This window comes from Cohnella terricola (assembly GCF_007786475.1).
Lineage (GTDB): Bacteria > Bacillota > Bacilli > Paenibacillales > Paenibacillaceae > Cohnella > Cohnella terricola.
This window is the reverse complement of record NZ_VNJJ01000002.1, coordinates 19398-44514: the sequence shown is the minus strand read 5'-3', so window position 1 is coordinate 44514 and position 25117 is coordinate 19398. Positions and strand designations below refer to the sequence as shown.

The following is a 25117-nucleotide window of genomic DNA, read 5'->3' as shown; positions in this document are numbered from 1 at the left end:
ATTGAGAGAAGGATTGGATAATGTCTCATAAAAAAACGAATCGAGCTTTCGTGACGGTTGGTCTTCTGACGGCTTTGTTCATCGGGGCGCTGGATTCCACGGTCGTCACGACCGCCACGACCAGCATTGCCAATGACTTGAACGGGCTTAGTCTGATTAGCTGGATATTTTCGATTTATACTCTAACGATGTGCGTCACGACCCCGATCTTCGGAAAACTCGCGGATTTGTTCGGTCGCAAATCGATCTTTACGATCGGTCTTGTCTTGTTCCTGGTCGGATCGGTGTTGTGCGGAGCGGCGCAATCGATGACCGAGCTGATCTGGTTCCGGGCGATCCAAGGTATCGGAGCGGGTGCGCTTACGCCGGTCACGTTTACCATTATCGGCGATTTGTACACGGGGGAACAACGCGGCAAAGTTCAGGGCGTGCTTTCTTCGATGTGGTCGATCGCGGGGCTGATCGGACCGTTCGTCGGCGGGTATTTCGTAGACACGATTTCTTGGCGCTGGATTTTCTTTATCAATGCGCCGATCAGCGTCATCTCGTTCGTGCTCGTCTTTGGTTTCTTACATGAACGTTTCGCCAAAGTCTCGAAGAGCAGCATCGATTATATCGGCGCTCTTACGTTTACGATCAGTATTTCCAGCTTGCTGCTCGCTTTGCTTACCGGCGGGGAAACGTACGCCTGGAATTCGCCGTTCATCCTTTCGATGTTCGCCGTCGCGGCTGTATTTTTGATCGTGTTCCTGCGAGTGGAAGTGAGTGTCAAAGAACCGATGCTGCCTCTCGCTCTGTTGCGCGACAGACGGCTCTCTGTTCCGTACGTGCTCGGCTTTTTCGGATTCTGCATCGTGGCCGGGGTGACGATCTATATTCCGCTATGGGTACAGAACGTCATGGAATTCAGCGCCACGACCTCGGGGCTGATGTTGATGCCGATGTCGCTTGCTTGGCCGCTGGCTTCGAATTTGTCGGGACGGTATATGTTCCGAATCGGCTCCAAGAAGTTTATGATGCTCGGCACGGTTCTCGTCCTCGGCGGCGCTGCGTGGCTAGCGACTCTGAATACGGGATCGACGTCTTGGCATGTGATTGGCGCGGTCGTGCTTGTCGGATTCGGCATGGGCTGCATCAGCACGCCGGCGATCGTTACGATCCAGAACTCCGTAGCCGGCAATATGCGCGGAGTGGCGACGTCCACGAACTCGCTCATGGGCACGTTGGGGCAGACGGTCGCGGTCGCTGTATTCGGAATGCTGTTCAACAGCGTCGTTGTGGAGAATACGCCAACGCAAATGGCGGATGGAATGCATATGATCTTTATCCTGATGATTGCTATCGCGATCGTGAAGATTGGCGTGGTCAATTGGCTGCCTTCTTCGAAGAAGGCAGAGGAGATTCAAGCTTCATAATAGGAGCAACAGTCCGCTTCCCGGCTAGGGGGCGGACTGTTTTTTTTACCTGTGCGTATTAGTTCCTCTGTCGTGGCCGCATTCAGCGCGAGTAGTACATTATTTCGAGTTACTCCTTCTTTGTGGCCCCATTCAGCGCGAGTAGTATGATTATTTCGAGTTACTTCTTCTTCGTGGCCCCAATCAGCGCGAGTAGTACGATTATTTCGAGTTACTCCTTCTTCGTGGCCCCATTCAGCGCGAGTAGTACGATTATTTCGAGTTACTCCTTCTTTGTGGCCCCATTCAGCGCGAGTAGTACGATTATTTCGAGTTACTCCTTCTTCGTTGCCCCACTCAGCGCGAGTAGTACGATTATTTCGAGTTACTCCTTCTTCGTGGCCCCATTCAGCGCGAGTAGTACGATTATTTCGAGTTACTCCTTCTTCGTGGCCCCATTCAGCGCGAGTAGTACGATTATTTCGAGTTACTCCTTCTTCGTGGCCGCATCCAGTGTCAGTAGTACGATTATTTCTGCACGTTAGACGGAGCTTCGCCTTGCTGCTGGGCTCTTCGGCCTCCGCCCATGCCGCCCATACCACCGAATCCGCTGCCCATACTTAACGTGATCGTCGTCGCGTTCTGAGTGTCGTCCTCTAGGTCGACGCTCACGATGTCATCCGCTTTAAGATCGGTCAGCACGATTTCGGTTTCTTGGCGATCTCCGTTTTCGAAGGTCGTTTTGAGGATTTGCGTATTTTCCGTCACTTGAACGTCGACGGTTTCGTCCGAGAACATATCTTGCATATTCGGTCGCTCGCGTTGTTCCCCGGTCGGCGGCCGCCTGCCTCCACCTTCGCCCCGGGCTCCCGGCGTAAAGGACGATTTGTACAACGTAATCGTATTTCCGTCCACGCTTTTGATTTTGCCGAACAGATCGGCGGCCATCATCGCCTCTTGTCCGAACCCGGGGCCGTGCTGGCCTTGGTTCTGCCATTGTCCTTGCCCGTTATCCTCGCTTTGCCCTGCGGCCTGATTGTCCTTGGCCCCGCATCCGGACAAGACCAGGGCTGCCGCAAGTGTTGCAATCATCGCCTGACGGATCTTTTTCATGCTTGATTCCCCCTTTCGCACTATGCCTGATCTAACTACGAATAGGGGACAGCAAAAGTATCACTTGGTGTGCGCCGTGGGAGAGACGGGAACGGGTCGCGCCCTACGACTGAGCCTCGCGAACGACGGGAGTTACGTACAGGTACGGGATACGGGCGGTCGTGTATGTGCCTGTCAGCGACTTTTCGTTGAGCAGGTCTGCTTTTACGAGCGCGGAAATTTTGGCCGGGTCGGCTTTGAACAGTACTTTCCATAGTTCGGGATCCGGGAGCGCGTCGATAAGCAGCCGATCGTTGTAATGGCGTTTCTCTTGGTAAATGAGTTTGAGCGTGTAATCGTGAAGGCTGAATTCGGCATCTTGGGCAAATTCGCCCGTGATGTCGCGGCGAAGTTGCTCCAGCTCGTCCTCCCATTGTTTGATCTGAGTTTTCAATTGACAATAACGGTTAAGTTTGTCGATGTTCATTTGATAACCTCCATGAATTTCGATAGATATAGGTATGTGCGTATGAAAGCAATTATGAAAACAGGGCGACAATTCATTCTGGATGCGACTCCGTTTTTTGCTATAATGAAGGCACTAGATGAGGCTCGGAGGGGGAGAATGATGAAATCCATTACCGTGAAACAATTGCAGAAGAGATTTAATCTTGAAATCCTGGCGGGAGAAGAACATATGGATAGGGAGATCACGCGGCCGAGAGCGCATCGCCCGGGCTTGGAGTTCGTCGGCTATTTCGACTTTTTCCCGATGAACCGCGTACAGGTGCTCGGCCGCAAAGAAATCAACTATTTACATAAGCAGACGGAAGAGGAACGGAATCTGCACATCGGCAATGTCGTGAAGTATCATCCGCCATGCTTTATCGTGACGGCGAACCAGGAAGGACTTAAATACTTGATGATTTATTGTCAGCAGGAAGGCATTCCGCTTCTGCGGACGGGAGATACGACGACGGAGTTTCTCGGCAAGCTGGACGCTTACCTGACTCAGGCGTTGGCGCCTGAGATCGCCGTGCATGGGGTATGCGTCAACGTGTCGGGCATCGGAGTTCTGCTCCGAGGGAAATCCGGGATCGGCAAGAGCGAGACGGCGCACACGCTGATCCGCAGAGGACATCGGCTCGTCGCGGATGATATCGTCGTAATGAAGAAGTTAAGCTCGCAGACGATTCTGGGGACGCATAACGAGACGACAAGGGAGTTTCTGGCGCTTCGCAGCATCGGTCTGATTAACGTCGTGCGATTATATGGTAGAAAAGCGTTCCAGGACGAGACGCGGATCGTCCTCGATATCGAGCTTAGCCCGTGGCAGGATAAGGCGCTCAATAACGACTTGGAGCTGGAGCCGAAAACGACGGAATATATGGGCGTTCGCATCCCTCACATCGAAATTCAGCTTCAGCCCGGGCGAGACGTCGCGGGTATGATCGAGGCGGCGGCGAACAGTTGGTATTTGAAACAGCAAGGCTATAGCGCCGCCGAGGAATTTATGAAACGGATCGAAGGAGAAATGAAATGAGTAAACGTCTTGCCAGAATCGGATTCGCATGGCTGCTTGCGGCGGCCGTAACGGCTCTTCCTGCCTGCAGCTCCCATTCAACGAACGGGGCGGAAACCGCCTCGTCACCTGCGGCGACTGCAGTGACCGCCGAACCGCCTGTAGAGGGGGACTCCGCCGGTTCGAAAGAGGCGATTGCCTCGGTCGATCCGTCTGCGCCAGGTTCGAAAGGATACTTGTGGAAAGTAACCGGCGGCGGCAATTCCGGATATTTGATCGGAACGATTCATGTCGCGAAGAAGAATATGTATCCTCTTGATCCGAATGTGGAACAGGCGATCGAGGAAGCGAATTATATCGCTTTGGAATTGGACTTGACCAAAGTCGACCAGAAGAAAATGCTGGAGCTGGTCAACGAAAAGGCGTTGCTGACGGACGGAACGACGCTCAAGGACCATGTGGACGAGAAGGACTACGAGAAATTCCAGGCGATTTTGAAAAAGTCGATTCTGGCCGCGGCCGCTCCGACATTCGATCAGTATGAGCCGTGGTATGCGGCGATGAATCTTGAGAGCCTGTCCGCCATGAAATATATGTTGAATGACGGAATCGACCAATATCTCGCGAAGAAAGCCCATAAGGAAGGGAAGACGATCATCGAGCTGGAGAGCATGGAATCGCAGCTCGACATTTTCGACGGATTCTCGAAAGAACTTCAGAAGCAGTATTTCCATGAGTCCGTCGAGAACATGAAAAACGCTGCGAAGGGAATGGAAGACCTGCTAGAAATGTGGACGGCGGGAGATTTGAAGAAGCTGGAACAAATGCATGAAGAGTACGAGAAGGAAGGCCGGAAATCGATGGGCGACGAATTCGAAGACTACAACGGCGCTTTCCTCGATGACCGCAACGCCGAGATGGCGAAGAAAATCGACGGTTACTTGCGAGAAGGCGACAAAGGCACCTATTTGGTCGCGGTCGGCTCCTTGCATATGGTCGGGGATCAGGGACTGGTGTCGCTGCTTCGGAAAAAGGGTTATCAGGTGGAATTTGTGAAATAGATACGTGAAAACGGAAAAGGCAGCGAAAGGGATCTTCTCCCCTACGCTGCCTTTTCGCCGATTTATTTGAAAAATAAAAAGTTCGTCGGAAGCTTGCGAAGCTGTCCGTCGGAAGGATTGTTGATGACTCGTCCGTTCCATACGAGAGACGTCGATCCGCCGCCGTCGAGATTGTAGCCGTTGACCGCTCCGTAACGCTGAAGCAGGATCTGCATCTCGGCGAGCGTAGCTCCGGAGCTGCCTTTCTCGTTGTAGCCGTCGACGACCAGGAAGAGCAGTTGATCGTCTTTGTAGTTGGCGATGACGGTGCGCGGCGCGCGTTTCGGGCTGGTCTGCCACTTGGACGGAATTTCCGTCTTTCGGCCGTTCTGCAGCAGTACAGGTACGAAGGAGGCGCCGAATTTCGGGCTTTGCTCATCCAATTGCGCCTTGCTCGTGAATTTTCCGCCGATCAGCTTGTTGTTCTCGCTCATACCAACGAAGAACAAATCTTTGAACGTCGCCTGGAATCCGCCGACATATTCGCCTTCCACGATCGTCGTGCTCAGCGGATATCTCTTCCCGGCGCTGTCCGCGAAACCGCCGGCGTTAACGCCGATCGCGGCGTTATTTCGCTTGACGGCTTCCAGCGTCGTTTCCGCGCCGCCCTGCACGTCCTTGCCGAGCACAAGCTTCATGGCGTCGTCTTTTTTCAGCTTGACCTTAAGCGCATACGCGCGGAAGTTCTGCGTGTCCAAATGAAATAACTGCGCCTGCAGCTTGTCCGATTGGATGGTGCCGGAAGGACTGCCGAGCTTGTTCGTGATGCGACGATCGTAGATCTGGTAAGGCCGCGCGGCTTGCTTGGAGGCGATCGTGGCTATCTCTTTCATATTCGCGTTCGTTTTGTTGTAGAGCGTGATTTGTTTTTTGATCGATTGTCCGGTTCCTTTGGCCAACAGTTCGGCTTGGCCTAATCCGTCGATCGACGTGGCGGAGTGAAGAGCGGGATTCGGCTGCGCGATTTCATGGGACGGGAAAGCCTCATCGGACAACTTGAGCTCGACCTGTGAAATATATAGACAGATCAGCAAGCCAACGAACGGGGCGCAAGCGAGCAGCAGCGTTCGGTTGAACGATCTGATGGTTGCCGCGGTCATTTGAGCACGTCCAAGCTTTTCTTCAGCTCGCTCAGCTGCTTTTTTACTTCCGCCAGTTGCGTATACAGCTTGTTGCTGTTGTCCGTCTTCGTGTCCGCGTTATCTTTGGCAAAGGTCAGCAGTTCGTTCAACGCTTGAATCTTGCTCTCCATCTGCGCTAGCTGCACTTGATAATCGGTTTCCATTTTTGTAATTCGCGCATCGAAATCCTGCTGCATCAACGCGATTTGGCCGGCCGTTTGGCGCTCCAAGTCGGAAGATACTTGCTGCTGAATGCGATCGGAGTACCATTTGGCTCCGTATACGCCTCCGGCGATAAGTACAAGCCATAATATGGCGAAAAAGAGCGCTGGCCCGCGGCGCTTACGTCTGGGCCTCTCTCGGTAAGTATCGGGAAGTGCGGATGGGTTGGTTTCTACTCCTGTATCTCTCATTTCTCTAAAACTAACACCTCTTTGTTGTCTTTTGAACGCGGAATATCAGAATCTCCTGTCGAACTATGAACGCGATTGGGCGAATAAAGTTGCACCCACTATCGGATTGTATCATACTTTGCGTCGAAAAATGTTGTAATAGGGAGAAAAGGAACTGTTTACCAGTTGGGGAGGGGGCTAGTTAGGTTTCGCCGGATTAGAGCTGCTCGAACCGCCATTTCGCACAATATAAGTAGGTTTCGCCGGACTAGAACAGTTGTGCGGGACAGCGTTGATGACGCGACTTATGATATGATTATAGAAGGAATGTGCAAACGAGGGAAAGAAGGGGACACGATAATGATTACCGTCGGGCTGGCGGGTTGGGGCGATCACGATACGATCTATCCGTCCGGAACCGCGGCGAAGGACAAGCTGAAGAAGTATGCCGCGCAGTTCGCCATCGTGGAGATGGACAGTTCGTTCTATGCCGTGCAGCCGCCGGAGAGGATGGCCCGCTATGCGGGGGAGACGCCGGACGGTTTCGGATTCGTCGTCAAAGCCTATCAAGGAATGACGGGACATTTACGCGGCAAGCCGTATTACGAGAGCGACGACGAGATGTACGGCGCGTTTCGCGACAGCCTGGCTCCGCTTCGGGAGGCCGGGAAACTGACCGCGGCGCTATTCCAATACCCCCCTTGGTTCGATTGCACGAAGGAAAACGTTCGCCTGCTGCGAGAAACGAAAAGGCGGATGGAAGACTTTCCATGCGTGTTGGAGTTCCGCCATCAGAGTTGGTACGCGCCGGAATTTCGGGAGAAGACGCTTGCGTTCATGAGGGACGAAGGCTGGAGCCACAGCGTCTGCGACGAGCCCCAGGCCGGATCGGGATCGATCCCGATCGTTCCTGAAGCGACCTCCGAGGATTTCACGCTTGTGCGATTTCACGGCAGGAACATCGGCGGATGGAATCAGAGCGGCAACGCGAATTGGCGCGAGGTCCGCTATTTGTATGATTACGCCGAGGACGAGCTGGAAGAATGGCAGACGATACTGGCAGGATTATCGGAACAGAGCGCGTCGGTGGGCGTGATTTTTAACAACAACTCCGGCGGACATGCGGCAGGGAACGCCAAACGTTTCATGAGCATGCTGGGATTGACGGTATACGAACCGCCGGTGGAAGAGACGCCCGAGCAGCTTGATTTGTTTAATTTATAGAGAGAAAGGAATGCGCTTATGATCAGATTAGGCATCATTGGAACGAATTGGATCACGAACGATTTTATCGATGCGGCGAGAAGGAACGAAGGCATTGAGATCGTCGCCGTCTATTCCCGCAAGGAGGAGACGGGACGGACTTTCGCGGAGAAGCACGGCATTGCCCGCGTGTATACGGACTTGGCGGAATTTGCGGCCAACACAGAAATGGACGGCGTCTATATTGCCAGCCCCAATTCCCTCCACATGGAGCAGGCCATCGTATGTATGAACGCAGGGAAACACGTATTATGCGAAAAGCCGCTCGCTTCCAATGCGAGGGAAGTTCGTCGGATGATCGATGCGGCTAAAGCGAATAGCGTGCTATTAATGGAAGCGATGAAATCGACGTTTACGCCGACCTTCCTGGCGATCCGCGACAATCTGAACAAGATCGGTCAGGTCAGGAGGTATTCCGGCAGCTACTGCCAATACTCTTCTCGTTACGATCTCTATAAGCAGGGGGAATTGCCTAACGCCTTTAACCCGGAATTCTCGAATGGCGCGTTAATGGATTTGGGCATCTATTGCATTTATCCGTTGATCGTTCTTTTCGGTGCTCCAGAACGGATCCAGGCGAGCGCGTTCATGCTCGATTCCGGAGCGGATGGCGCGGGCAGCCTGTTGCTTGGTTACAACGGCATGGATGCGGTCATCCATTATTCGAAAATCGTCGACTCCTATGCCAGCGCGGAGATTCAGGGGGAGAACGGAACGCTTATATTCGATAAGATCAGCCGCCCGGACAAAGCGTACATCCGTTACCGGAACGGTACAGAAGAGGAACTCACTCGTCCGCAAGAAGATAACACGATGTATTACGAGGTAAAAGAATTCGCCGATCTGATCCGGAGCGGAAAAAGAGAATCCGAGTTGAATTCGTTCGCCAATTCGCTAGCGGTGATGGAAGTAATGGATGCAGCGCGCAGGCAAATGGGTCTCGTTTATCCGGCGGATAAACAATCCTAATCCTGATCTATCAATCGACTAGTTGTAAAACATGCAACTAATTGTTCAACCTATAATGGAAATACGAGACTAATTGTAAAAAGTACAACTAATTCGGCGTTAAAGCGGACCAAACCGCTAATAGCTCGAGATTAGTTGTACTTTTTACATCTAATTATCCTTTAGCCGCTGGATTGCCGAGATTAGTTGTACAATCTGCAACTACTACTTACCAATAACAATTACCTGTCGAGTTCCCCGTACATAACCTCTATCTATTTCTTTTTCCGATAAAATCCCGGTATATTCCCGGAGTAGAATCCGGGATAAGGAAAGCCCCGACGGTTTTCTCGTAAAACTCGGCAGGCCCGACGCCTCCGATGATCGCATAGACGTAACCTGCTTCTCTCATGCTGTGAAGGCTTTTGAGCAGCAGCGCTTTGCCGATGCCTTTGCCTTGCTCCGAATCGAGGACGCGCGTCGGCCCGAAGAAATTCGGAGCGGTCGCATCGTAGCAGGCGAAACCGAGGATGTCCGGGCCGCGGGTGGCGAGATAACAGGTAACCGGCAAACGCGCGAAGCAAACGTCGGCTTCGCCGGAGGCGTTGCGGGTGGAGTGCTGCGCCACCCACTCGACGACACGGTGCTTGTCCGGGGCGAGCGCCCGATGAATACGAATGCCTTCCTGCTCCAGCCGGGATAGAAGCTCCTCGTGGGGAGGCAGATTAAGCAAGTTAACCAACATGTCGGCCATATTCGTTCACTCCTTCATCATGATCCGATAAACTACTCTGTTAGAAGCGTGACGGTCGGTTTGCCGTTGGCCGTCTCCTTACCCTGAAGCACATCGGCGATCGCGTCGAAGGCTTGCTCGGAATATTCGTAAGCGGCAAGAGACCAAATCGAGGGGTCCATATCTTTTAGATCGTACGGATTCCTCAAGGCGACCGCGATGATCGGGACGCTGCCATCGGCTAATCTGCGAACAAGCTCCAACTGCCCCGGATATAAATGGCCGTTATAGGTACCCACGACGATGCAGCTCGCGACGGTTGTACGCGCGGCGATCTCCGCGATCTCCTCCTCCGTCGGATTGGATGGTGTGACGGTTGCCTTGGCGTTGCCCCCGAGCTTCTCCGCCATGTAGACGGGAAAAGACAGCGGATCGTCGGCCAAGTTGGAGACGAGCGTAGGGCGGAAAGCTTTGCATCCGAGAAAATGAGGACATTCCCCCAAAGGCGGGAAACTTCCGCCGGGTACCCGTACTGGCGTTAATGTCTGCGCAAGTATCTTGCGGTTCTCTTCTTTGTGGGAGACGCAGCCGACGATGGACGGATCTTCCGTCGGGCGGGACAGGTAGTCCGCTTTGAGCCCGGCAATCCGGGCGAGCGACTGTTCCCACTCGGTCGCGTCGATCTCACCTGCCAGGAAGGCTTCCCGGATGGCTTGCGCCGCGGCGGAAGCCACGGAAGAGGAGTGGGAGATGAGTACGAGATCGGCTCCGGCTTTGATCGCTTCCACCGTGCCTGGGACAGTGCCGAAGGAATGCTGGACAGCTTTCATCTCCAGACAGTCCGTCATAACCAAGCCCTGGAAACCCATTTCTTCCCGAAGCAGATCGGTAAGAATAGTCCGCGACATCGTTGCCGGTCGCTCCGGGTCGAACTGCGGGAACACGATATGGGAGGTCATAATGGCAGGAATGTCCGCCTGGATCGCAGCCTGGAAGGGAGCAAGTTCGACAGCCCGTAGCTCAGCCTGGGTTTTGCCAACGAACGGGAGCGCCAGATGCGAGTCGGTGTTCGTGTCCCCGTGCCCTGGGAAGTGTTTGCCGCAGCTCAACGTGCCGCCGTCTTCCAATCCTTTCATCATCGGGATTGCGTATTGCGCGACCGTCTCCGGTTTTTCCCCGTAGCTGCGCACGCCGATGACCGGGTTCTGGTCGTTGGAATTGACGTCCAGCACCGGAGCGAGGTTGAAGTTGATGCCGAGCGCCCGAAGCTCGCGGGCGGTCAATCGTCCCGCCGCGTACGCGTTCTCCGGATTGCCGGTGGAGGCGATCGCCATCGCTCCCGGCACGCGGGTGGCGTCTCCGGGTAACCGGGACACCGCGCCGCCTTCCTGATCGACGGCGATAAATGCTGGCCGGCCGGTCTCTCGCAGCACCAGCTCTTGAATCTCCCGGCAAAGCTCAAGCACTTGCTCTTTGCTGGTCATGTTCCAAGCGAACAGGATGACGTTGCCGACTTTCCAAGTTTTCACCAGCTCTATGAATTTCTCGTCCAGATAGGGGCCATCGAAACCGGCCATCATCCGCTGACCGATCTGATGGGTCAAGGACAAGTTCGTATCCATCTCGAGTACCTCCTAATCGTACAGATGATATTGCCGTTTGAATGCCGCGAACGCTTGGCTTTCCCGGTCGTAGCCGTTCAAGAGATCTTCCGGCCGGACGGTCGGGTTCTCCACGCGCGGGTCGCCGGACAACAGCTGGATGAAAGATCGTCCGCCTTCTTTAATGGGCGGGAGGAAGATGAAGTCGTCGGGATAAAGCTCTCGAATCGCGTGGAGCAAATGAATGCCTACGTCCAGAGCCGCATAACGCTCTCGGTCCGTGATATGAACGTGTACTCCGCCGCACAGCGCTCCTTGATGTTTGGACGCTGTCGGGCGGAAGTAGGCCGGCGAGAATTGCGCACCGTCGACTTTTCTGGCGCGCATCGCTTCAGTCAAACGCTCGGCATGGATATACGGAGCGCCGATCAACTCGAAGGGAGCGGCCGTTCCCCGACCTTCCGAGACGTTAGTGCCTTCGAACAGGCAAGTTCCAGCGTAGATCAGTGCCGTCTCGAAACGCGGAATGTTGGGACTCGGCATGATCCACAGATGGCCGGTATCCGGGAATTGCATGGATCGCTTCCATCCCTCGCAAGGCACGACGGCCAGCTCGCAGCCTGTGCCGCTCTCCTGGTTGAACAGAAGCGCAAGTTCGCCTACGGTAAGGGAGTGACGATTGGGTAGAGTCCAAGCGCCTACGAAGCTGCGGTATTCCTTCGGCAGTAGATTCCCTTCAACGCGCTCGCCGAGCGGATTCAACCGGTCGAGCACAACGACCGATTTCCCTTGTCGAGCGCTTCTTCCATAGCGTAGAAGAGGGTGGATACATACGTATAATAACGCGATCCGATATCTTGAATATCGAAGACGACGGTGTCCACGTCCTGCAGCATTTCCGGAGTTAGCCGGCGGGACTCGGCGGAATAGAGACTGTGCACGACTACGCCGGTCTCCGGATCTCGGCTGGAAGCAACATGCTCGCCGGCAGCAATGTCTCCTCGCACACCGTGTTCCGGGCTGAAGAGCGCGGACAAGCCGTATCGTTCGTGGAGCGCTCCGATCGTTGAATTTAGATCTTTCGTCATCCCGGACACCGACGTAATCAATCCTAGTCGGCGTCCTTTGAATAGATGTGAATAGTTAGCGATGCAATCGATGCCGTTCAGAACCATAAGCTTGTACTCCTCCTCAAGGCTGCGCGACGGAGGCGGACTCGCTCGAACCACCCTCGGCACCGTGAATCGCCATCTTGAGCATGCCATCGTAACGCTCCAGCAGCGTCGTCGCTTCTTCGGCGTCTTTGCCGGTCTCGAGCATCAGAATGGCAGTTTTCACATGAAGACCTGCTTTTTGCAGCGTTTCCTTGGCTTCGGCCTCGGATACGCCGGTTACCTCGCTCACGATGCGGATCGAACGATCGTACAGCTTGCTGTTGCTGGCCTTCAGATCGACCATCAAATTGTTGTATACTTTGCCGAGCTTGATCATGACGCCGGTGGACAGCATGTTCAGCACCAGCTTCTGGGCGGAACCGCTTTTCAGCCGCGTCGAGCCGGAGATGACTTCCGGACCGACCAGCGGGGCGATGCAGATGTCGGAAATTTCGCTCAGCCGAGAATCTTTGTTCGTGACAACGCCGATCGTACCCGCGCCGTTCTCCCGGGCTTGGCGAACGGCACCGAGCACGTAAGGGGTCGAGCCGCTGGCGGTAATGCCGATAACGACGTCGTTCGGTCCGATGCCCTTCTCCCGGATGAGCGCCGCACCGCTATCCGAATCGTCCTCGCATCCTTCCACCGCGGTGCGGAGGGCGATGTCGCCGCCGGCAATATAGCCTTGAACCAGCTCAGGATCGGTCCCGAAGGTAGGCGGGCATTCGCTGGCGTCCAGCACGCCGAGCCTTCCCGATGTGCCGGCTCCTACGTAGAACATCCGTCCCCCTTTTTTGAGCGAAGCGACCAACAGGTCCACCGCGTCGGCGATCTTGTCGATTTCCTGACGAACCGAAATAGGAACGCGCTGATCCTCCTGATTCATGAGAAGAAGCATTTCCCGAGTGTCGGATTCGTCGATCGAAACGGTAGCGGGGTTGTTCATTTCCGTAGTCAATTGCGAGTAATAGGAAGCCATCCATCATCCATCCTTTACGCGACAGAGGTTTGATTCTGCCGAACGCTCTGCGTATAATAAGAATAATTTTCATTTTCTGTTAATTGTTTGTCCAAAAGGAGAGTCGTTGCTAGATATGACCAACATCGAAATTCGCGTACGCAATGTCTATAACGACCTAAGCAACTCGGAGAAAAAAGCGGCCGATTACTTCCTGGCGGACGTCCAGCGTCTTTTTCGCCAACCGATCGCCCAATTGGCCGAAAGCGCCGGCGTTAGTCAGGTGGCCTGGGTCAGACTCGCCAAGGCGATAGGCTTTGACGGCCTGAAAGACATGAAGCGCAGTCTGATCGGAGAGTTGAACAACGGCACTGCCGAAGACCAGGACCAAGGACGCCACATTTTCACCGACATTAAAGATTATTCCGGGCTTTCCGACGTGTTTATGGCGATCAAGAGCAGCAGCATGCGATCGATCGAAGATACGATCAGCCTTCTGAACGCTGATACGGTAGACGAGGTCGTGCAGAGGCTGATCGAAGCGCGTTCCGTCAAGCTGTTCGGCGTCGGCGCTTCCGCTCTCGTAGCCGAAGACTTCTACAACAAGCTGCTGCGCATCGGCAGCAACGTCTGCTTCAGTCATGACGGACACATTCAATTGACCTACGCGGCCAACGCCCGGGATGGGGACGTGTGCTTCTTTATCAGCCATTCCGGAATGACCAGGGAAGTGAATGAAGCATTCGACATTGCCTCTCAAGCTGCTGGGGCGACGATGGTTTCGTTAACCCGGTTGGGTAAAAATCCGCTGGCCGCTAAAGCCGACTTCGAGCTGTATACGTCCTCCCCGGAAGTCGATCATCGCAGCGGAGCGATGAGCAGCCGGATATCGCAATTGATCGTCATCGACGTGTTGTTCACGGCAATGGCGAGCCGGGATTACGATAATGTTATTCGCAATCTGTTCCGCAGCTCCGAATCCTGCCGAACGTACCGGAAGGTTTAACCTTTGACCGAGCCGACCGTCAAGCCGGCGACGAAGAAGCGCTGGAGCATCGGATACAAAATGATAATGGGCAGCGTCGAAGTGATGATGACGGCCGATTTGATGGACATGGCGATCGTGCTCTTGTCCGCGGCTCCCGCGCCGTCTCCGATCATTGCCGTTCCGTTAACGATGTTGCGCAGGAACAGCATCACTGGATATTGGTTCGTATTCAGATAGATCATGCCGTTAAACCAATCGTTCCAGAAAAAGACGGCGGTATAGAGGCCGATCGTCGCCAGCGCCGGAGTGGACAAGGGCAGAATGACCCGCTGAAGAATGCCGAAATAACTGAGGCCGTCGATTATGGCGGCTTCTTCGATTTCCGCCGGGATGGCCCGGAAGAAATTGATTAGTATAATCAAGTTAAATTGGTTAAGCGCGAACGGCAACAGCATCGCCCACACCGTATTGGTCAAATGCAGGCTGGAGATTAATAGATAAGTCGGAATCAGTCCTCCCGAGAAAAACATGGAGAACACGATCAACATCATGACCAGCTTATGGCCCTTGAGGAACCGCTTCGACATTGCATAAGCAAACATCGCCGACATGAACAATGCGATGAGCGTCCCTCCGGCGGTGTAGAAGATGGTATTGCCGTACGCTTTGAAGAAATTAGGATAGGTGAAAATCTGCTTATAGGCTTCGAAATTCAGCCCGACCGGAAATAGAGAAACTTCGTTGTTAATGATCGCTTTGGGGCTGGACAGGGACAACGCCAGCATATAAAGAAACGGCACGAAGCAAATCAAGACAACAAAAAACATAAAAGCATTTATGAGCACGTCGGCGAACGTCAGGGAACGAAGCTTTGGCTGCTTGAACATGATCTTTCGCTCCTTTCCTAGTAGATGCTTTCGCCGGACATTTTTTTACTGAGCCAGTTGGTCGTGGACACGAGAATGATTCCGACTACGCCGCTGAATAAGCCGATGGCCGTCGCGTAAGAGTAATTCTGGTTGGCAAGGCCGGTGCGGTACACAAGGGTGTCGATAATGTCGCTCACCATCGCATTGGACGGCGTATACAAGAGCAACACCTTCTCGAAGCCCAGACTGAGGAGCGAACCGACATTCAAGATGAGCATGACCATGATCGTCGACATTATCGAAGGTATGGTCACGTAGATTATTTTCTGGAACCGGTTGGCGCCGTCGATATCCGCCGCTTCGAACAATTCCCGGTTGACGCCGGTAATGGCGGCCAAGTAAATAATGGCGGTCCAGCCCGTGAATTGCCAGGTATCGGTAAGAATATAGATCGGTCGGAAAAATTGTGGTTCGTTGGTGAAATAGATCGGATCCATGCCGAACAGTTGGCCGAGCACGCGATTAAAAAGACCGGTGCTGGGAGACAACAGCTCGCTCAATATCGCGATGACGACCACCGTGGATATGAAACGAGGCATATAGGAAATCGTTTGGACAAATTTGCGAAACCGTTTGGAACGCACTTCATTCAGAAGCAAAGCGAAAATAATCGGAATCGGAAAGTTGATCAGGATATTCCCGAAAGATAAAATAATTGTGTTGTTGAATGCGCGCCAGAATGCCGGATCTTGCATAAATCGCTCGAAATAGGCCAGACCGACCCACTCTGTTCCGTACGGTCCCATGGCGGGCCGGTAACGCCTGTATGCGAGGACGTTGCCGATCAGCGGCGCGTACTTGAACAGAAGAAAATGACATAGCGGCAGAAACATCATGATGTAGAGCTGCCAGTAGCGTTGAAAGTGCCGTCTTCCCGAAGAACGGGGTGTCGGACTTTCGCGGCGGGAATGAGAGAGCATCGTCGAATCGGCCATTTCCTTCACCTTCTTCGCTGGGTTGAATCGTTTTCGCCATAAACGCGTCCCGCCGTCCCTTGCGGGACAAACCTCTCTGCGCCGAGCGCTTGCGGTTTGTCGTCGCCAAGACGGCGGGGACCGTTCATGTTGGTTTTGGATTTCCGGTCATTCCGGAAACTCGTGCATTATTTCAAGTTGTCGTTGTAGAGTTGGGTAAACTTATCGATTTGCAAAGTTTTCATTTCCTTGACGTATTTATCCCAATCGTTCGTCAAGCTCTTCTTGCCCGTAATGAAACCGTCTGCCCATACTTCGAACGCATCGTAAAGCGGTGTCTGCAGGGAAGCAGCTTCTTCTGCGATCATATCGTCGAACATCGGCGTCGGAGGAATCGCTTGAATCGCATTGTCCATAGCGGCAACCGTGGCATTGATCTGGCCGTAATTTTCGTCGTATTTCGTCATTTCGCGAGCATTTACCCATACCAATTGGGTAACGTCGTTACCGGCGCCGTACTTCAGTTGCATTTCCTTATAGATGCCGTTAGGCGAGTTGACGATATCGTCGGCGTACTTGATCTTGTCGCCATCCATTGTGTACGACTGGCCTTCTACGCCCAGACACCATAATTTGGCGCCTTCTTCGGAGAAGAAGATTTCGTCGATCGTCTTCACCAGACGTTCGAAGTCCGGACGATTCGCCGTCTTCTTAGGGAAGATAATGCCGGATCCGGTGCTGCTCTTCTGCTGATGGTGCGCTCCAGCGGGACCTGCGAGCGGTGGATACATTTGCAATTTGAAGCCATCTTCCGTCGCCGCGCCTGCCACGCCGCCGATTTGGTCGTAATAGGCATAGGAAGCGAAGGATTTGCCGGTGGCCAGCTTCTGCGACCATTTGTCGCCGTCGATCGGGTCGGCCATCTCCGGATCAAGCAAGCCTTCTGCGTAGAGCTTGGAGAAGAACGTCATATATTCCTTGTATTGGTCGCTGATGGCGCCAGGGAAATAGGTCTGGTTGGCGTAATCCCAGCTCAGCGTTCTGGAACCGTCGGCTCCGTTCTTGCCGACGCTGATGCCGAAGGAAGGCATCGTCATACGGTAGAGCACTCGTGGGCCGGCGAGAATCGTCAGCGGGTAGGAATCCGGATTTTCCTGCTTGAATTTCTTCAGCACGGTATACAGATCATCAAATGTTTTAGGCGCTGGCAGCTGGTATTTTTCCAGCAGATCCTGTCTGAGGATAAGACCGCCGTCATAGAACGGTTTGTCGTATAGGGAAGGCAGATTGTAGCGTTTGCCGTCCTTCAATTTAAGGCTATCCACTTGGTTTTCCAGTCCGAACTCCTTAACCCGGGCGTTGAAGTTAGGCGTCCAGTCAGAATAATCGCTGATCGGCACGATCGCCCCATTTAGAGCAAGAGAGGCGTTCTCGCCTTTGATTTGTTGATACAGAATAACGTCTGGGGCGTTGTTGCCGGTGTTCAGGGCGAGAGAAACTTTCGTCAAATAGTCAGCGATCGGAATAGGTTCAAATGTGATATCGACGTTATAGCGTTTCTTGACTTCCTGGATGACAGGCCAATCCTCTTTGAAGGGCAGCGTCGCGTTATCCGCATAGTACATGCTGAACTTAAGCGGATCTTCTTTCTTCTCTGGCGACGAGGATCCTTCCGAGCTTGGGCTTGCGCTCGAGGACGGTGAAGCGGTTCCATTGTTTTTGTTGTTGGAGCTGCATGCCGAAAGGACGGACAAACTCATAACGGATGCGAGGGCGATAAAAGCGATTTTCTTTTTAATCATACGTGCGGGGACCTCCCTATTTTGTGAATGAGAAGCAAGTGCGGAGGAACAGTTTTCGGCTGTCAGACGGGTCTGACGCGCCATCCGCTGTCGACCTATGAGCGAATCATAACATTTTTTATTTCCAGTGTAAACGTTATCTTTTGAAATTTTATTTCAAAAATTGAAAGGTGGAACACAACGATGGCGGATACTCACGTGTATACGAAGAAAGAGGAAATCGCCAATGCGATTACGCACGGAATCGGGACGCTGCTCAGTATCGCAGGACTCGTGCTGCTGATCGTGTTTGCAAGCCTTGAAGGAACTGCATGGCACGTCGTCAGCTTTACGATCTATGGAATAACGATGCTGCTGCTTTATACGGCGTCGACGCTCGTGCATTCTTTTCCCGAAGGCAAAGTCAAAGATCTGTTCGAGACGTTCGATCATTCTTGCATCTACTTGTTCATCGCCGGGACGTATACGCCTCTGCTGCTCGTGACGCTGCGCAGTCCGCTCGGCTGGACGTTATTCGGAGTCGTGTGGGGGCTGGCGATCGCCGGAGTCGTGTTCAAAGCTTTCTTTACGAAAAAATTTCTAGTGCTGTCCACGCTGTTCTACGTTCTGATGGGGTGGCTGATCGTCTTCGCTTGGAAACCGCTCAATGCGTTGCTCGTGCCGGAAGGACTAAAGCTGCTCATTATCGGCGGCTTGCTCTATACGGTCGGTTCGGTGTTCTATGTGTGGCGCGGCTTTCCTTACCATCATGCCGTCTGGCACTTGTTTGTCGTCGCCGGCTCGGTGATGCATTTCTTCGCGATCTTGTTGTACGTACTCTAATCCAGGGGGAATGAATGTTGGCAACGAAAAAAAGTAAAGATGCGGTCGAGGCCCCGAGGCTTCTTGAACCGTACGCGTTATCCGATGTGATAGCCGAAGACTGCGAGATCGAAGATAAGATGCCGTTCGAGACGTGCAGATTCGTTCCGGGGACGCTTGCGAACCAATCCGCGCACAGAGCGTTGTTCGATTGCGTCGTTTTCGATCATGTCGCCTTCGAGAACGTCGCGCTCGAGAACGCCGAATTCGTCGACGTCGTCTTCGATCATTGCGACCTGTCGAACGCCGACTTTCGAGATTCCGTTCTGCACCGCGTCGAGTTCAGGCATTGCAAAATGCTCGGTTTGGATTTGTCCAATACAACGTTGCGGAACGTGAAATTCGACGAGTGCAACGGTCAATATTCCGTTTTTCGGTTCGCGGACATGAAGCAGGTCGCCTTTGCCGGCAGCAACTTCGATAAAGCCGATTATTACGAGGCCAAGCTGTCCAAGGTCGAGTTCTCCGGGACCGATCTCGATCAGGCTCAATTCTCGGGCGCCAAGCTGGCGGGAATCGATCTAAGCAGCTGCGAGTTCCAGAGCCTCGGCGTGACACTGGAAGGGCTGCGGGGCTGCATTGTCCGGCCCGATCAAGTGCGCGGGCTTGCCCATTTGCTGGGCGTCGTCATGAAGGAAGATTAGGGGATGAACGCCCGCCCTCGGATTTGAATAGGATAATACCTATTTTTAATGAGGGAGAGAGCGATTAATGAAAAATGCCAGAAAAACGGCTTTGCTGCTCCTTGTCGCCGCGCTTCTGATCCTGACCGCATCCGCATGTGGCGATAAAGGCAAGAAATCCGGCGAATTGACGACCGTGAAGTTCTCTGAGGTCATCCGCTCGATTTTCTATGCGCCGCATTACGTAGCGATGTCGGAGGGGTTCTTCAAGGATGAGGGGCTGAACGTCGACATGAATACGGCGCAAGGCTCCGACAAGGGAGCGGCCGCCTTGATAGCCGGTACGGCGGACATTTCCTTGGTCGGACCGGAGACAACGATCTATATTTTTAATCAAAAAGGCGAGAAGACGCTGAAGGTTTTCCACCAGCTCACGGCCAAAGACGGCTCTTTCCTGCTGTCCCGGGAGAAGCTTGACGGCTTCGCGTGGAGCGATCTAAGCGGCAAGACGGTCATCGGATGGAGACCCGGCAGCGCGCCGCAGATGGTGCTGAATTCCACGCTGATCAAGGAAGGCGTCAAGGACGTCAACGTCGTCACCAATATCGCCTCTCCGGCGATGGCAGGCGCGTTCACGAGCGGGCAGGGGGACTTCATTCAACTGTTCGAGCCGGTCGCTTCCACCCTTGTGCAGGGGGGCAAAGCCTATTACGTGGCTTCGCTGGGAGAAGCCTACGGAGCGTTCCCGGAAACCTCCTATGTCGCGACGTCCGACTATATTAAGAAAAATCCGGACGTGATCCAGAAGTTCGCCAGCGCGGTCGCCCGCGGCGCGGCATGGTTAAACACCGCATCGGACGATGAGATCGCGACGGCGCTGTCTCCGTTCTTCGAAGGCACCTCCAAGGAGTTGATTCTGCAATCGGTTAATCGCTATAAGAGCCAAGGAACGTGGCCGACGAAACCGGAGCTGACGCAGGATCAATTCGATACGCTTCAGAGCGTGCTGGTCGAGAACGGCGTGTTGAAGGCGGAAGACAAGATCGCGAATATGAGCGACGTCGTCGACATGAGTTTCGTGCACAAAATCGGAAAAACGGATTGATGAGCGTATGGCGCAGATCGAACTGAAGGACGTTGGACTGAGCTATTTTACCCCGAAGCAGGAGACGGAAGCGCTGCGCGGCATCAATCTGTCGATCCGGCACGGAGAGTTCGTCAGCATCGTGGGACCGAGCGGCTGCGGGAAGAGCACGCTGCTCTCCCTCGTATCCGGCATGCTGAAGCCGACGAAAGGAAACGTTCTGATCGACGGGGAGGAAGTCACGGGCACATCGCGGAAAGTCGGATATATGCTGCAGCATGACCATTTGTTCGAATGGCGGAACGTATTCAACAATCTGCTAGTCGGGGCGGAGATTCGCAAAATGGACCTGAACCGGGCCAAGCGCAAAGCTTCGGAGCTGCTTGAGCGCTACGGCTTGGGGGAATTCGCCCAGCACGGCCCGTCGCAATTGTCCGGGGGAATGCGGCAGCGGGTCGCCCTGATCCGCACGCTCGTGGCGGAGCCGGATATTTTGCTGCTCGACGAGCCGTTCTCGGCGTTGGATTATCAGACGAGGCTGAAGCTGTCCGACGAAGTGTTCCATATTATCAAGGAGCAAGGGAAAACGGCCTTGCTCGTTACGCACGATTTGTCGGAGGCGATCAGCATGGCCGACAGGGTCATGGTCATGTCGAAACGGCCGAGCACGATCTCGTCGATGCACGACATTCGGTTCGAGGAAGGCGGCGGCTTGTCTCCTTGGAAGAAAAGGGAGGCGGGCCTGTACAACCGCTACTTCAACGCGATCTGGAAGGAGTTGGAGGGCCATGTCGTCCCGATTATATGACAACTACCTCAAGGTCCAGAAGCGCAGGCAAAGGCTGATCGTCTTATCGCGTTTATCGGTGTTGGCGGCGTTCCTCCTGCTGTGGGAACTTGCGGCCAGATGGGGCTGGGTCGATCCGATGCTGACGAGCAAACCATCGCAGTTGTTGTCTTCGTTTCGCGAGTTGGCGTTCGAAGGCAATCTGCTGAGGCATACGTGGATTACGGGTTTGGAGACGCTCGTCGGCATCATCATTTCGATGTTGATCGGTACGGTCATCGCCGTTCTGTTCTGGTGGTCGACCTTCGCCTCGAAGGTGTTGGAACCTTACATCGTCGTTCTGAACGCGCTGCCCAAAGTGGCGCTCGGTCCGATTTTCTATATCTGGCTAGGAGATCGCTATTCGATCTACGGGATGGCGGTGGCCATCTCGATCATCGTGACGATTATTATGGTAGAGAGCGGGTTCAAGGAAATCAGCAAAACAAAGCTGAAGCTGATGGAGTCATTCGGAGCGTCGAAAATCCAAATGCTGCGTATGGTTCTGCTTCCGGCCAGCATTCCGCATTTTATCGCTACGTTGAAGGTGAACGTCGGACTGACGCTCGTCGGCGTCGTGATGGGCGAATTTCTGTCTTCCAAAGCGGGGCTCGGCTACTTGATCATCTACGGCGGTCAAGTGTTCCAGATGACGCTCGTGATGGTTAGCATTACGATGCTGGCGCTGCTGTCGGCGATTCTGTACGGCGTTGTGAACTTGTTGGAGAGATATGCCAGGAGGAAGTATCATTACGAAGGGTAACGCGCGGGCTTAGCCCGCAAAAAAAATCAGCGCCTTCGCGGCTGCCCTTACGGCGGCACAGCGTTCGGCGCTGTTCTGCTTTCTTGTTCGAAACGACTTGCGTTTGCGGCTTTCTCTGCCATTGAAGCCGATTAATCTCCGGATTGTTCCGGCCGTCTCTTTCGGCCTTCAGCCTGACTTTCTTGGATTGCGATTTTCCCATTCGATATATCCCTCCGTTCGTGCTACGATCATACCTCATCCGCTTCCCGGGAAGCAAGGGAGTTTTCAGAAAACTCTTTACAACAGGGTCTATTTACCTAGATAATCTAATTGTATCCTAAGCGTCTAGGCCTATAAAGGAGCGTTACGTTTTGAATGGGATCATGATCGAACATCCGCCCGGTGCGGAGAAGATAGATGCTGTCGTCAGCCGCCAGCAGGTGTACTACCAGAGCGGGGAGACGAGGCCGGTCGCTTTCCGCAAGGAACAATTGAATAAGCTGAGAGAAGCGGTCCAGCGGCGAGAACCGGAATTGCTTGCCGCGCTCAAGCAAGATCTGAACAAATCGGAACAAGAGGCGTACACGACGGAGATCGGAATCGTGCTGAAGGAGATCAGCACCGCTTTGCGCGGCGTCCGCCGCTGGGCCAAGCCGCGCAAGGTGCGTACGCCGATTACCCATTTGGGTGCGAGCAGCCGGATCGTGCCCGAACCGTACGGCACGACTTTAATTATCGGCCCTTGGAATTATCCCGTTAACCTGATTCTTGTCCCGCTCGTATCCGCGATCGCCGCGGGCAACACGATCGTCGTCAAACCTTCGGAGCTCGCGCCCGCCGCCTCCAAGGCGGTCGCCTCGCTGCTCCGCGACACGTTCCCGGCCGAATACGTCGCCGTGTTCGAAGGAGAGACGAGCGTCAGCACGGAATTGCTGAAGCGCCCGTTCGATCATATTTTCTTCACCGGCAGCCCGGCGGTCGGCCGGATCGTCATGGAGGCCGCCGCCAAGCAGCTCATACCGGTGACGTTGGAGCTGGGAGGGAAAAGTCCCTGCATCGTCCACAAAGACGCGAATATCCCGCTTGCGGCCAAGCGGATCGTTTTCGGCAAACTGACGAACGCGGGACAAACGTGCGTCGCGCCCGATTACCTGCTCGTCCATAAGGAAGCGAAGCCGAAGCTGATGCAGGAAATCGCCGCAGCGATCGAATCCTTCTACGGGAAAGAGCCGATCCGCGATCCGGACTATGGCAAGATCGTCAATGAACGCCATTTCCGCAGATTGATCGGATATCTCGACAACGGCAAGATCACGCTCGGCGGACAATACGACGCGACGGCGCTGAAGATCGCCCCGACCCTCATGGAAGACGTGCCGTCGGATTCTCCCGCGATGCGGGAGGAGATTTTCGGACCGATCCTTCCTGTGCTCGAATACGACACGATCGAGGGCGTACTGGCGATCGTGCAAGCGAACCCGAAGCCTCTCGCGTTATACGTGTTCTCGGAAAGCGTTGAATTCCAAGACTTGATCGCGGAGCGCGTATCTTTCGGCGGCGGATGCATAAACGATACGATCGTACACCTCGGCACTCCGTATTTGCCTTTCGGCGGAGTCGGAACGAGCGGCATCGGCAGTTACCACGGCGAGTACGGATTCAAAGCGTTCTCCCATTATAAAAGCATTCTCAAGCAAACGAACCGAATCGACTTTCCTTTCCGTTATCCGAAATCCAAGAGGGGATTAAGCATTATCCGCAAACTGCTCCGATAAACCGACGACGAAGGGACGATTCTCCGGATATGATCAAGCGCGGACGAAAATGGCGGAATTGGTCGGGGAGCGTTAGCGCCACCCCCAGAACCGTATTTAATCCGATTCATATTGAAGAAGTCGTAGAAGCGGTCAACTTGTGCCGCAAGGAGAACCGAACGTTAAGGGTGCTCGGTTCGGGCTATTCGTTCACACCGATCGCCGCTTCCGACGACGCATTGCTGTCGCTCGATCGAATGCAGGGTATCCTGCATGTCGATCGGGAAGCCAATACGGCGACCATATGGGCGGGAACGAAGCTGAAGATGCTCGGCGAACTTCTGCACTCCGAGGGTATGGCGCAAGAGAATCTGGGAGATGTCGATGCGCATTCGATCGCGGGAGCCATTGGCACGGGAACCCATGGGAGCGGGCTCGCCTTCGGGAATATATCTACGCAGGTGATCGGCCTAACCGTCGTAACCGGTTCGGGCGAAGTGATCGACTGCACAGAGCGATCTCATCCCGAGCTATTTAAAGCGCTGCAATTGTCGCTAGGGGTGTTAGGCGTCATCGTTCAGGTCACATTGCGCCTAAGGCCCTCGTATAGGCTGCGTTGCGAGAGTGAAAGAGCGCCGTTGTCGACGTGCCTGGAGAAGATGGAAGCTCTGGCCTCAACCAATCGCAACTTCGAGTTTCATTGGTTTCCTTTTGCGGAATCGTGTTATATCTATACGATGAACGAAACGGAGGAGCACGCGGCCGAGAGGAGTATCTCCGGCTATCTGAAAGATGTATGGTTAGGGAATTCCTTGTTCGGGACGCTGCCGACGCTTGGAGAGCGGGTGGATCAAAGCCATCTTGCATTCGCGAAGAAGCGGCTTGTTCGCTGTTACGAAATGGAGTACAATCTTCCGGTCGAATCTTTACGGATTGTCATTAAGGAAATGCGCGAGCGGATGGCGCTGGAAAATTACGGTGCTCATCTTCCGATTAAATGCGGTTTCGTCAAAGGGGATTCCATCTGGTTAAGTCCCGCATACGGTAGAGACTCCGCCTATATTGCCGTACGTCTGCCCCGTGGCAAACTGAACGAGCGGTATGTCGAGGACATGGAGCGTATTTTCTTGCGGCACGGCGGGCGGCCGCACTGGGGGAAGCTGCATTCTTTAAGGGCAAGGCAATTCAAAATCGCATACCCGATGTGGAACAGCTTCTTGGAGACGAGGAAGTGGATGGACCCTGACGGTATTTTTCTGAGCCCTTACTTGCGGGAACTTTTTTTTGATGAATTGGAAGATTGAAAGATGAAG

24 protein-coding genes and 1 pseudogene are annotated in these 25117 nt (G+C 54.0%); 13 read left to right on the top strand and 12 right to left on the bottom strand.

Annotated elements, in window-relative coordinates; all coding sequences use genetic code 11:
* Window positions 1-20: 20 nt before the first annotated feature.
* On the top strand, window positions 21-1415 hold the full coding sequence (locus FPZ45_RS03495) for an MDR family MFS transporter (RefSeq protein WP_144698496.1): 1395 nt from the start codon (window positions 21-23) through the stop codon (window positions 1413-1415).
* A gap of 507 nt (window positions 1416-1922) precedes the next feature.
* Here FPZ45_RS03495 and FPZ45_RS03490 read toward each other — a convergent pair.
* Both FPZ45_RS03490 and FPZ45_RS03485 read right to left on the bottom strand, forming a co-directional pair.
* A complete protein-coding gene (locus tag FPZ45_RS03490) occupies window positions 1923-2507 on the bottom strand; it encodes a hypothetical protein (protein WP_144698494.1) in 585 nt (194 codons plus the stop codon).
* Between the two features lie 103 nt (window positions 2508-2610).
* Window positions 2611-2973 (bottom strand): hypothetical protein, encoded by a 363-nt coding sequence (locus tag FPZ45_RS03485; RefSeq protein ID WP_144698492.1) that lies wholly within the window; start codon window positions 2971-2973, stop codon window positions 2611-2613.
* 141 nt (window positions 2974-3114) lie between these two features.
* Between FPZ45_RS03485 and hprK the strand changes: the two genes are divergently transcribed.
* Together hprK and FPZ45_RS03475 are read left to right on the top strand one after the other, a co-directional pair.
* The gene (gene hprK, locus FPZ45_RS03480; RefSeq protein ID WP_144699241.1) at window positions 3115-4029 is read left to right on the top strand and encodes an HPr(Ser) kinase/phosphatase; all 915 of its coding nucleotides are present in this window, start codon (window positions 3115-3117) and stop codon (window positions 4027-4029) included.
* On the top strand, window positions 4026-5069 hold the full coding sequence (locus tag FPZ45_RS03475) for a TraB/GumN family protein (RefSeq protein ID WP_144698490.1): 1044 nt from the start codon (window positions 4026-4028) through the stop codon (window positions 5067-5069). The genes hprK and FPZ45_RS03475 overlap by 4 nt, the downstream gene beginning before the upstream one ends.
* A gap of 62 nt (window positions 5070-5131) precedes the next feature.
* Here the strand turns inward: FPZ45_RS03475 and FPZ45_RS03470 are convergent, their stop codons facing one another.
* Window positions 5132-6208 carry a phosphodiester glycosidase family protein gene (locus tag FPZ45_RS03470; RefSeq protein WP_144698488.1) on the bottom strand — a complete coding sequence of 359 codons (1077 nt, stop codon included), beginning with the start codon at window positions 6206-6208 and terminating at the stop codon, window positions 5132-5134.
* Complete coding sequence (locus tag FPZ45_RS03465) at window positions 6205-6642, bottom strand: hypothetical protein (RefSeq protein ID WP_144698485.1); 438 nt, start codon at window positions 6640-6642, stop codon at window positions 6205-6207. Before FPZ45_RS03465 ends, FPZ45_RS03470 begins: the two co-directional genes overlap by 4 nt.
* Window positions 6643-6981: 339 nt before the next feature.
* On the opposite strand from FPZ45_RS03465, the gene FPZ45_RS03460 reads away from it, so the two are divergent.
* Together FPZ45_RS03460 and FPZ45_RS03455 are read left to right on the top strand one after the other, a co-directional pair.
* On the top strand, window positions 6982-7845 hold the full coding sequence (locus tag FPZ45_RS03460) for a DUF72 domain-containing protein (RefSeq protein WP_144698483.1): 864 nt from the start codon (window positions 6982-6984) through the stop codon (window positions 7843-7845).
* An 18-nt stretch (window positions 7846-7863) separates the two neighbouring features.
* Window positions 7864-8853 (top strand): Gfo/Idh/MocA family protein, encoded by a 990-nt coding sequence (locus FPZ45_RS03455; RefSeq protein WP_144698481.1) that lies wholly within the window; start codon window positions 7864-7866, stop codon window positions 8851-8853.
* Between the two features lie 250 nt (window positions 8854-9103).
* On the opposite strand, the gene FPZ45_RS03450 is transcribed toward FPZ45_RS03455, so the two are convergent.
* The 5 genes and pseudogenes from FPZ45_RS03450 to murQ all read right to left on the bottom strand — a co-directional run bounded on the left by FPZ45_RS03450 (window position 9104) and on the right by murQ (window position 13299).
* Window positions 9104-9586, bottom strand: a complete 483-nt coding sequence (locus tag FPZ45_RS03450) for a GNAT family N-acetyltransferase (RefSeq protein WP_144698479.1) — start codon at window positions 9584-9586, stop codon at window positions 9104-9106.
* Between the two features lie 32 nt (window positions 9587-9618).
* On the bottom strand, window positions 9619-11187 hold the full coding sequence (gene nagZ, locus FPZ45_RS03445; RefSeq protein ID WP_144698477.1) for a beta-N-acetylhexosaminidase: 1569 nt from the start codon (window positions 11185-11187) through the stop codon (window positions 9619-9621).
* Between the two features lie 12 nt (window positions 11188-11199).
* Window positions 11200-11709: a DUF1343 domain-containing protein gene (locus tag FPZ45_RS25935; RefSeq protein WP_342780024.1), complete on the bottom strand. Its 510-nt coding sequence runs from the start codon at window positions 11707-11709 to the stop codon at window positions 11200-11202.
* A gap of 33 nt (window positions 11710-11742) precedes the next feature.
* Window positions 11743-12254 (bottom strand): annotated as a pseudogene (locus FPZ45_RS25930) (DUF1343 domain-containing protein); the annotation flags it as partial.
* A gap of 103 nt (window positions 12255-12357) precedes the next feature.
* Entirely contained in the window at window positions 12358-13299 is a 942-nt protein-coding gene (gene murQ, locus FPZ45_RS03435) for an N-acetylmuramic acid 6-phosphate etherase (RefSeq protein WP_144698475.1), read from the bottom strand.
* Between the two features lie 115 nt (window positions 13300-13414).
* Between murQ and FPZ45_RS03430 the strand changes: the two genes are divergently transcribed.
* A complete protein-coding gene (locus tag FPZ45_RS03430) occupies window positions 13415-14284 on the top strand; it encodes a MurR/RpiR family transcriptional regulator (protein WP_144698473.1) in 870 nt (289 codons plus the stop codon).
* Here the strand turns inward: FPZ45_RS03430 and FPZ45_RS03425 are convergent.
* The 3 genes from FPZ45_RS03425 to FPZ45_RS03415 form a co-directional block, all read right to left on the bottom strand.
* Window positions 14281-15153: a carbohydrate ABC transporter permease gene (locus FPZ45_RS03425; RefSeq protein ID WP_144698471.1), complete on the bottom strand. Its 873-nt coding sequence runs from the start codon at window positions 15151-15153 to the stop codon at window positions 14281-14283. The genes FPZ45_RS03430 and FPZ45_RS03425 overlap by 4 nt on opposite strands.
* 17 nt (window positions 15154-15170) lie before the next feature.
* Window positions 15171-16130, bottom strand: a complete 960-nt coding sequence (locus FPZ45_RS03420; RefSeq protein ID WP_144698469.1) for an ABC transporter permease — start codon at window positions 16128-16130, stop codon at window positions 15171-15173.
* 167 nt (window positions 16131-16297) lie between these two features.
* Window positions 16298-17911, bottom strand: coding sequence for an extracellular solute-binding protein (locus tag FPZ45_RS03415; protein ID WP_144698467.1), 1614 nt, complete (start codon window positions 17909-17911; stop codon window positions 16298-16300).
* Between the two features lie 183 nt (window positions 17912-18094).
* Between FPZ45_RS03415 and trhA the strand changes: the two genes are divergently transcribed.
* The 7 genes from trhA to FPZ45_RS03375 all read left to right on the top strand — a co-directional run bounded on the left by trhA (window position 18095) and on the right by FPZ45_RS03375 (window position 25108).
* The gene (trhA, locus tag FPZ45_RS03410) at window positions 18095-18733 is read left to right on the top strand and encodes a PAQR family membrane homeostasis protein TrhA (protein WP_144698465.1); all 639 of its coding nucleotides are present in this window, start codon (window positions 18095-18097) and stop codon (window positions 18731-18733) included.
* Window positions 18734-18747: 14 nt separating this feature from the next.
* Window positions 18748-19416 carry a pentapeptide repeat-containing protein gene (locus FPZ45_RS03405; protein WP_144698463.1) on the top strand — a complete coding sequence of 223 codons (669 nt, stop codon included), beginning with the start codon at window positions 18748-18750 and terminating at the stop codon, window positions 19414-19416.
* Window positions 19417-19483: 67 nt separating this feature from the next.
* Window positions 19484-20500, top strand: coding sequence for an ABC transporter substrate-binding protein (locus FPZ45_RS03400; RefSeq protein ID WP_144698461.1), 1017 nt, complete (start codon window positions 19484-19486; stop codon window positions 20498-20500).
* A 7-nt stretch (window positions 20501-20507) separates the two neighbouring features.
* Window positions 20508-21287, top strand: coding sequence for an ABC transporter ATP-binding protein (locus tag FPZ45_RS03395; protein WP_144698459.1), 780 nt, complete (start codon window positions 20508-20510; stop codon window positions 21285-21287).
* Window positions 21268-22068, top strand: coding sequence for an ABC transporter permease (locus tag FPZ45_RS03390; RefSeq protein ID WP_144698457.1), 801 nt, complete (start codon window positions 21268-21270; stop codon window positions 22066-22068). The genes FPZ45_RS03395 and FPZ45_RS03390 overlap by 20 nt, the downstream gene beginning before the upstream one ends.
* A gap of 365 nt (window positions 22069-22433) precedes the next feature.
* Window positions 22434-23825, top strand: a complete 1392-nt coding sequence (locus tag FPZ45_RS03380) for an aldehyde dehydrogenase (protein WP_144699239.1) — start codon at window positions 22434-22436, stop codon at window positions 23823-23825.
* Window positions 23826-23854: 29 nt separating this feature from the next.
* Window positions 23855-25108 (top strand): D-arabinono-1,4-lactone oxidase, encoded by a 1254-nt coding sequence (locus FPZ45_RS03375; protein ID WP_144698453.1) that lies wholly within the window; start codon window positions 23855-23857, stop codon window positions 25106-25108.
* Window positions 25109-25117: the final 9 nt, after the last annotated feature.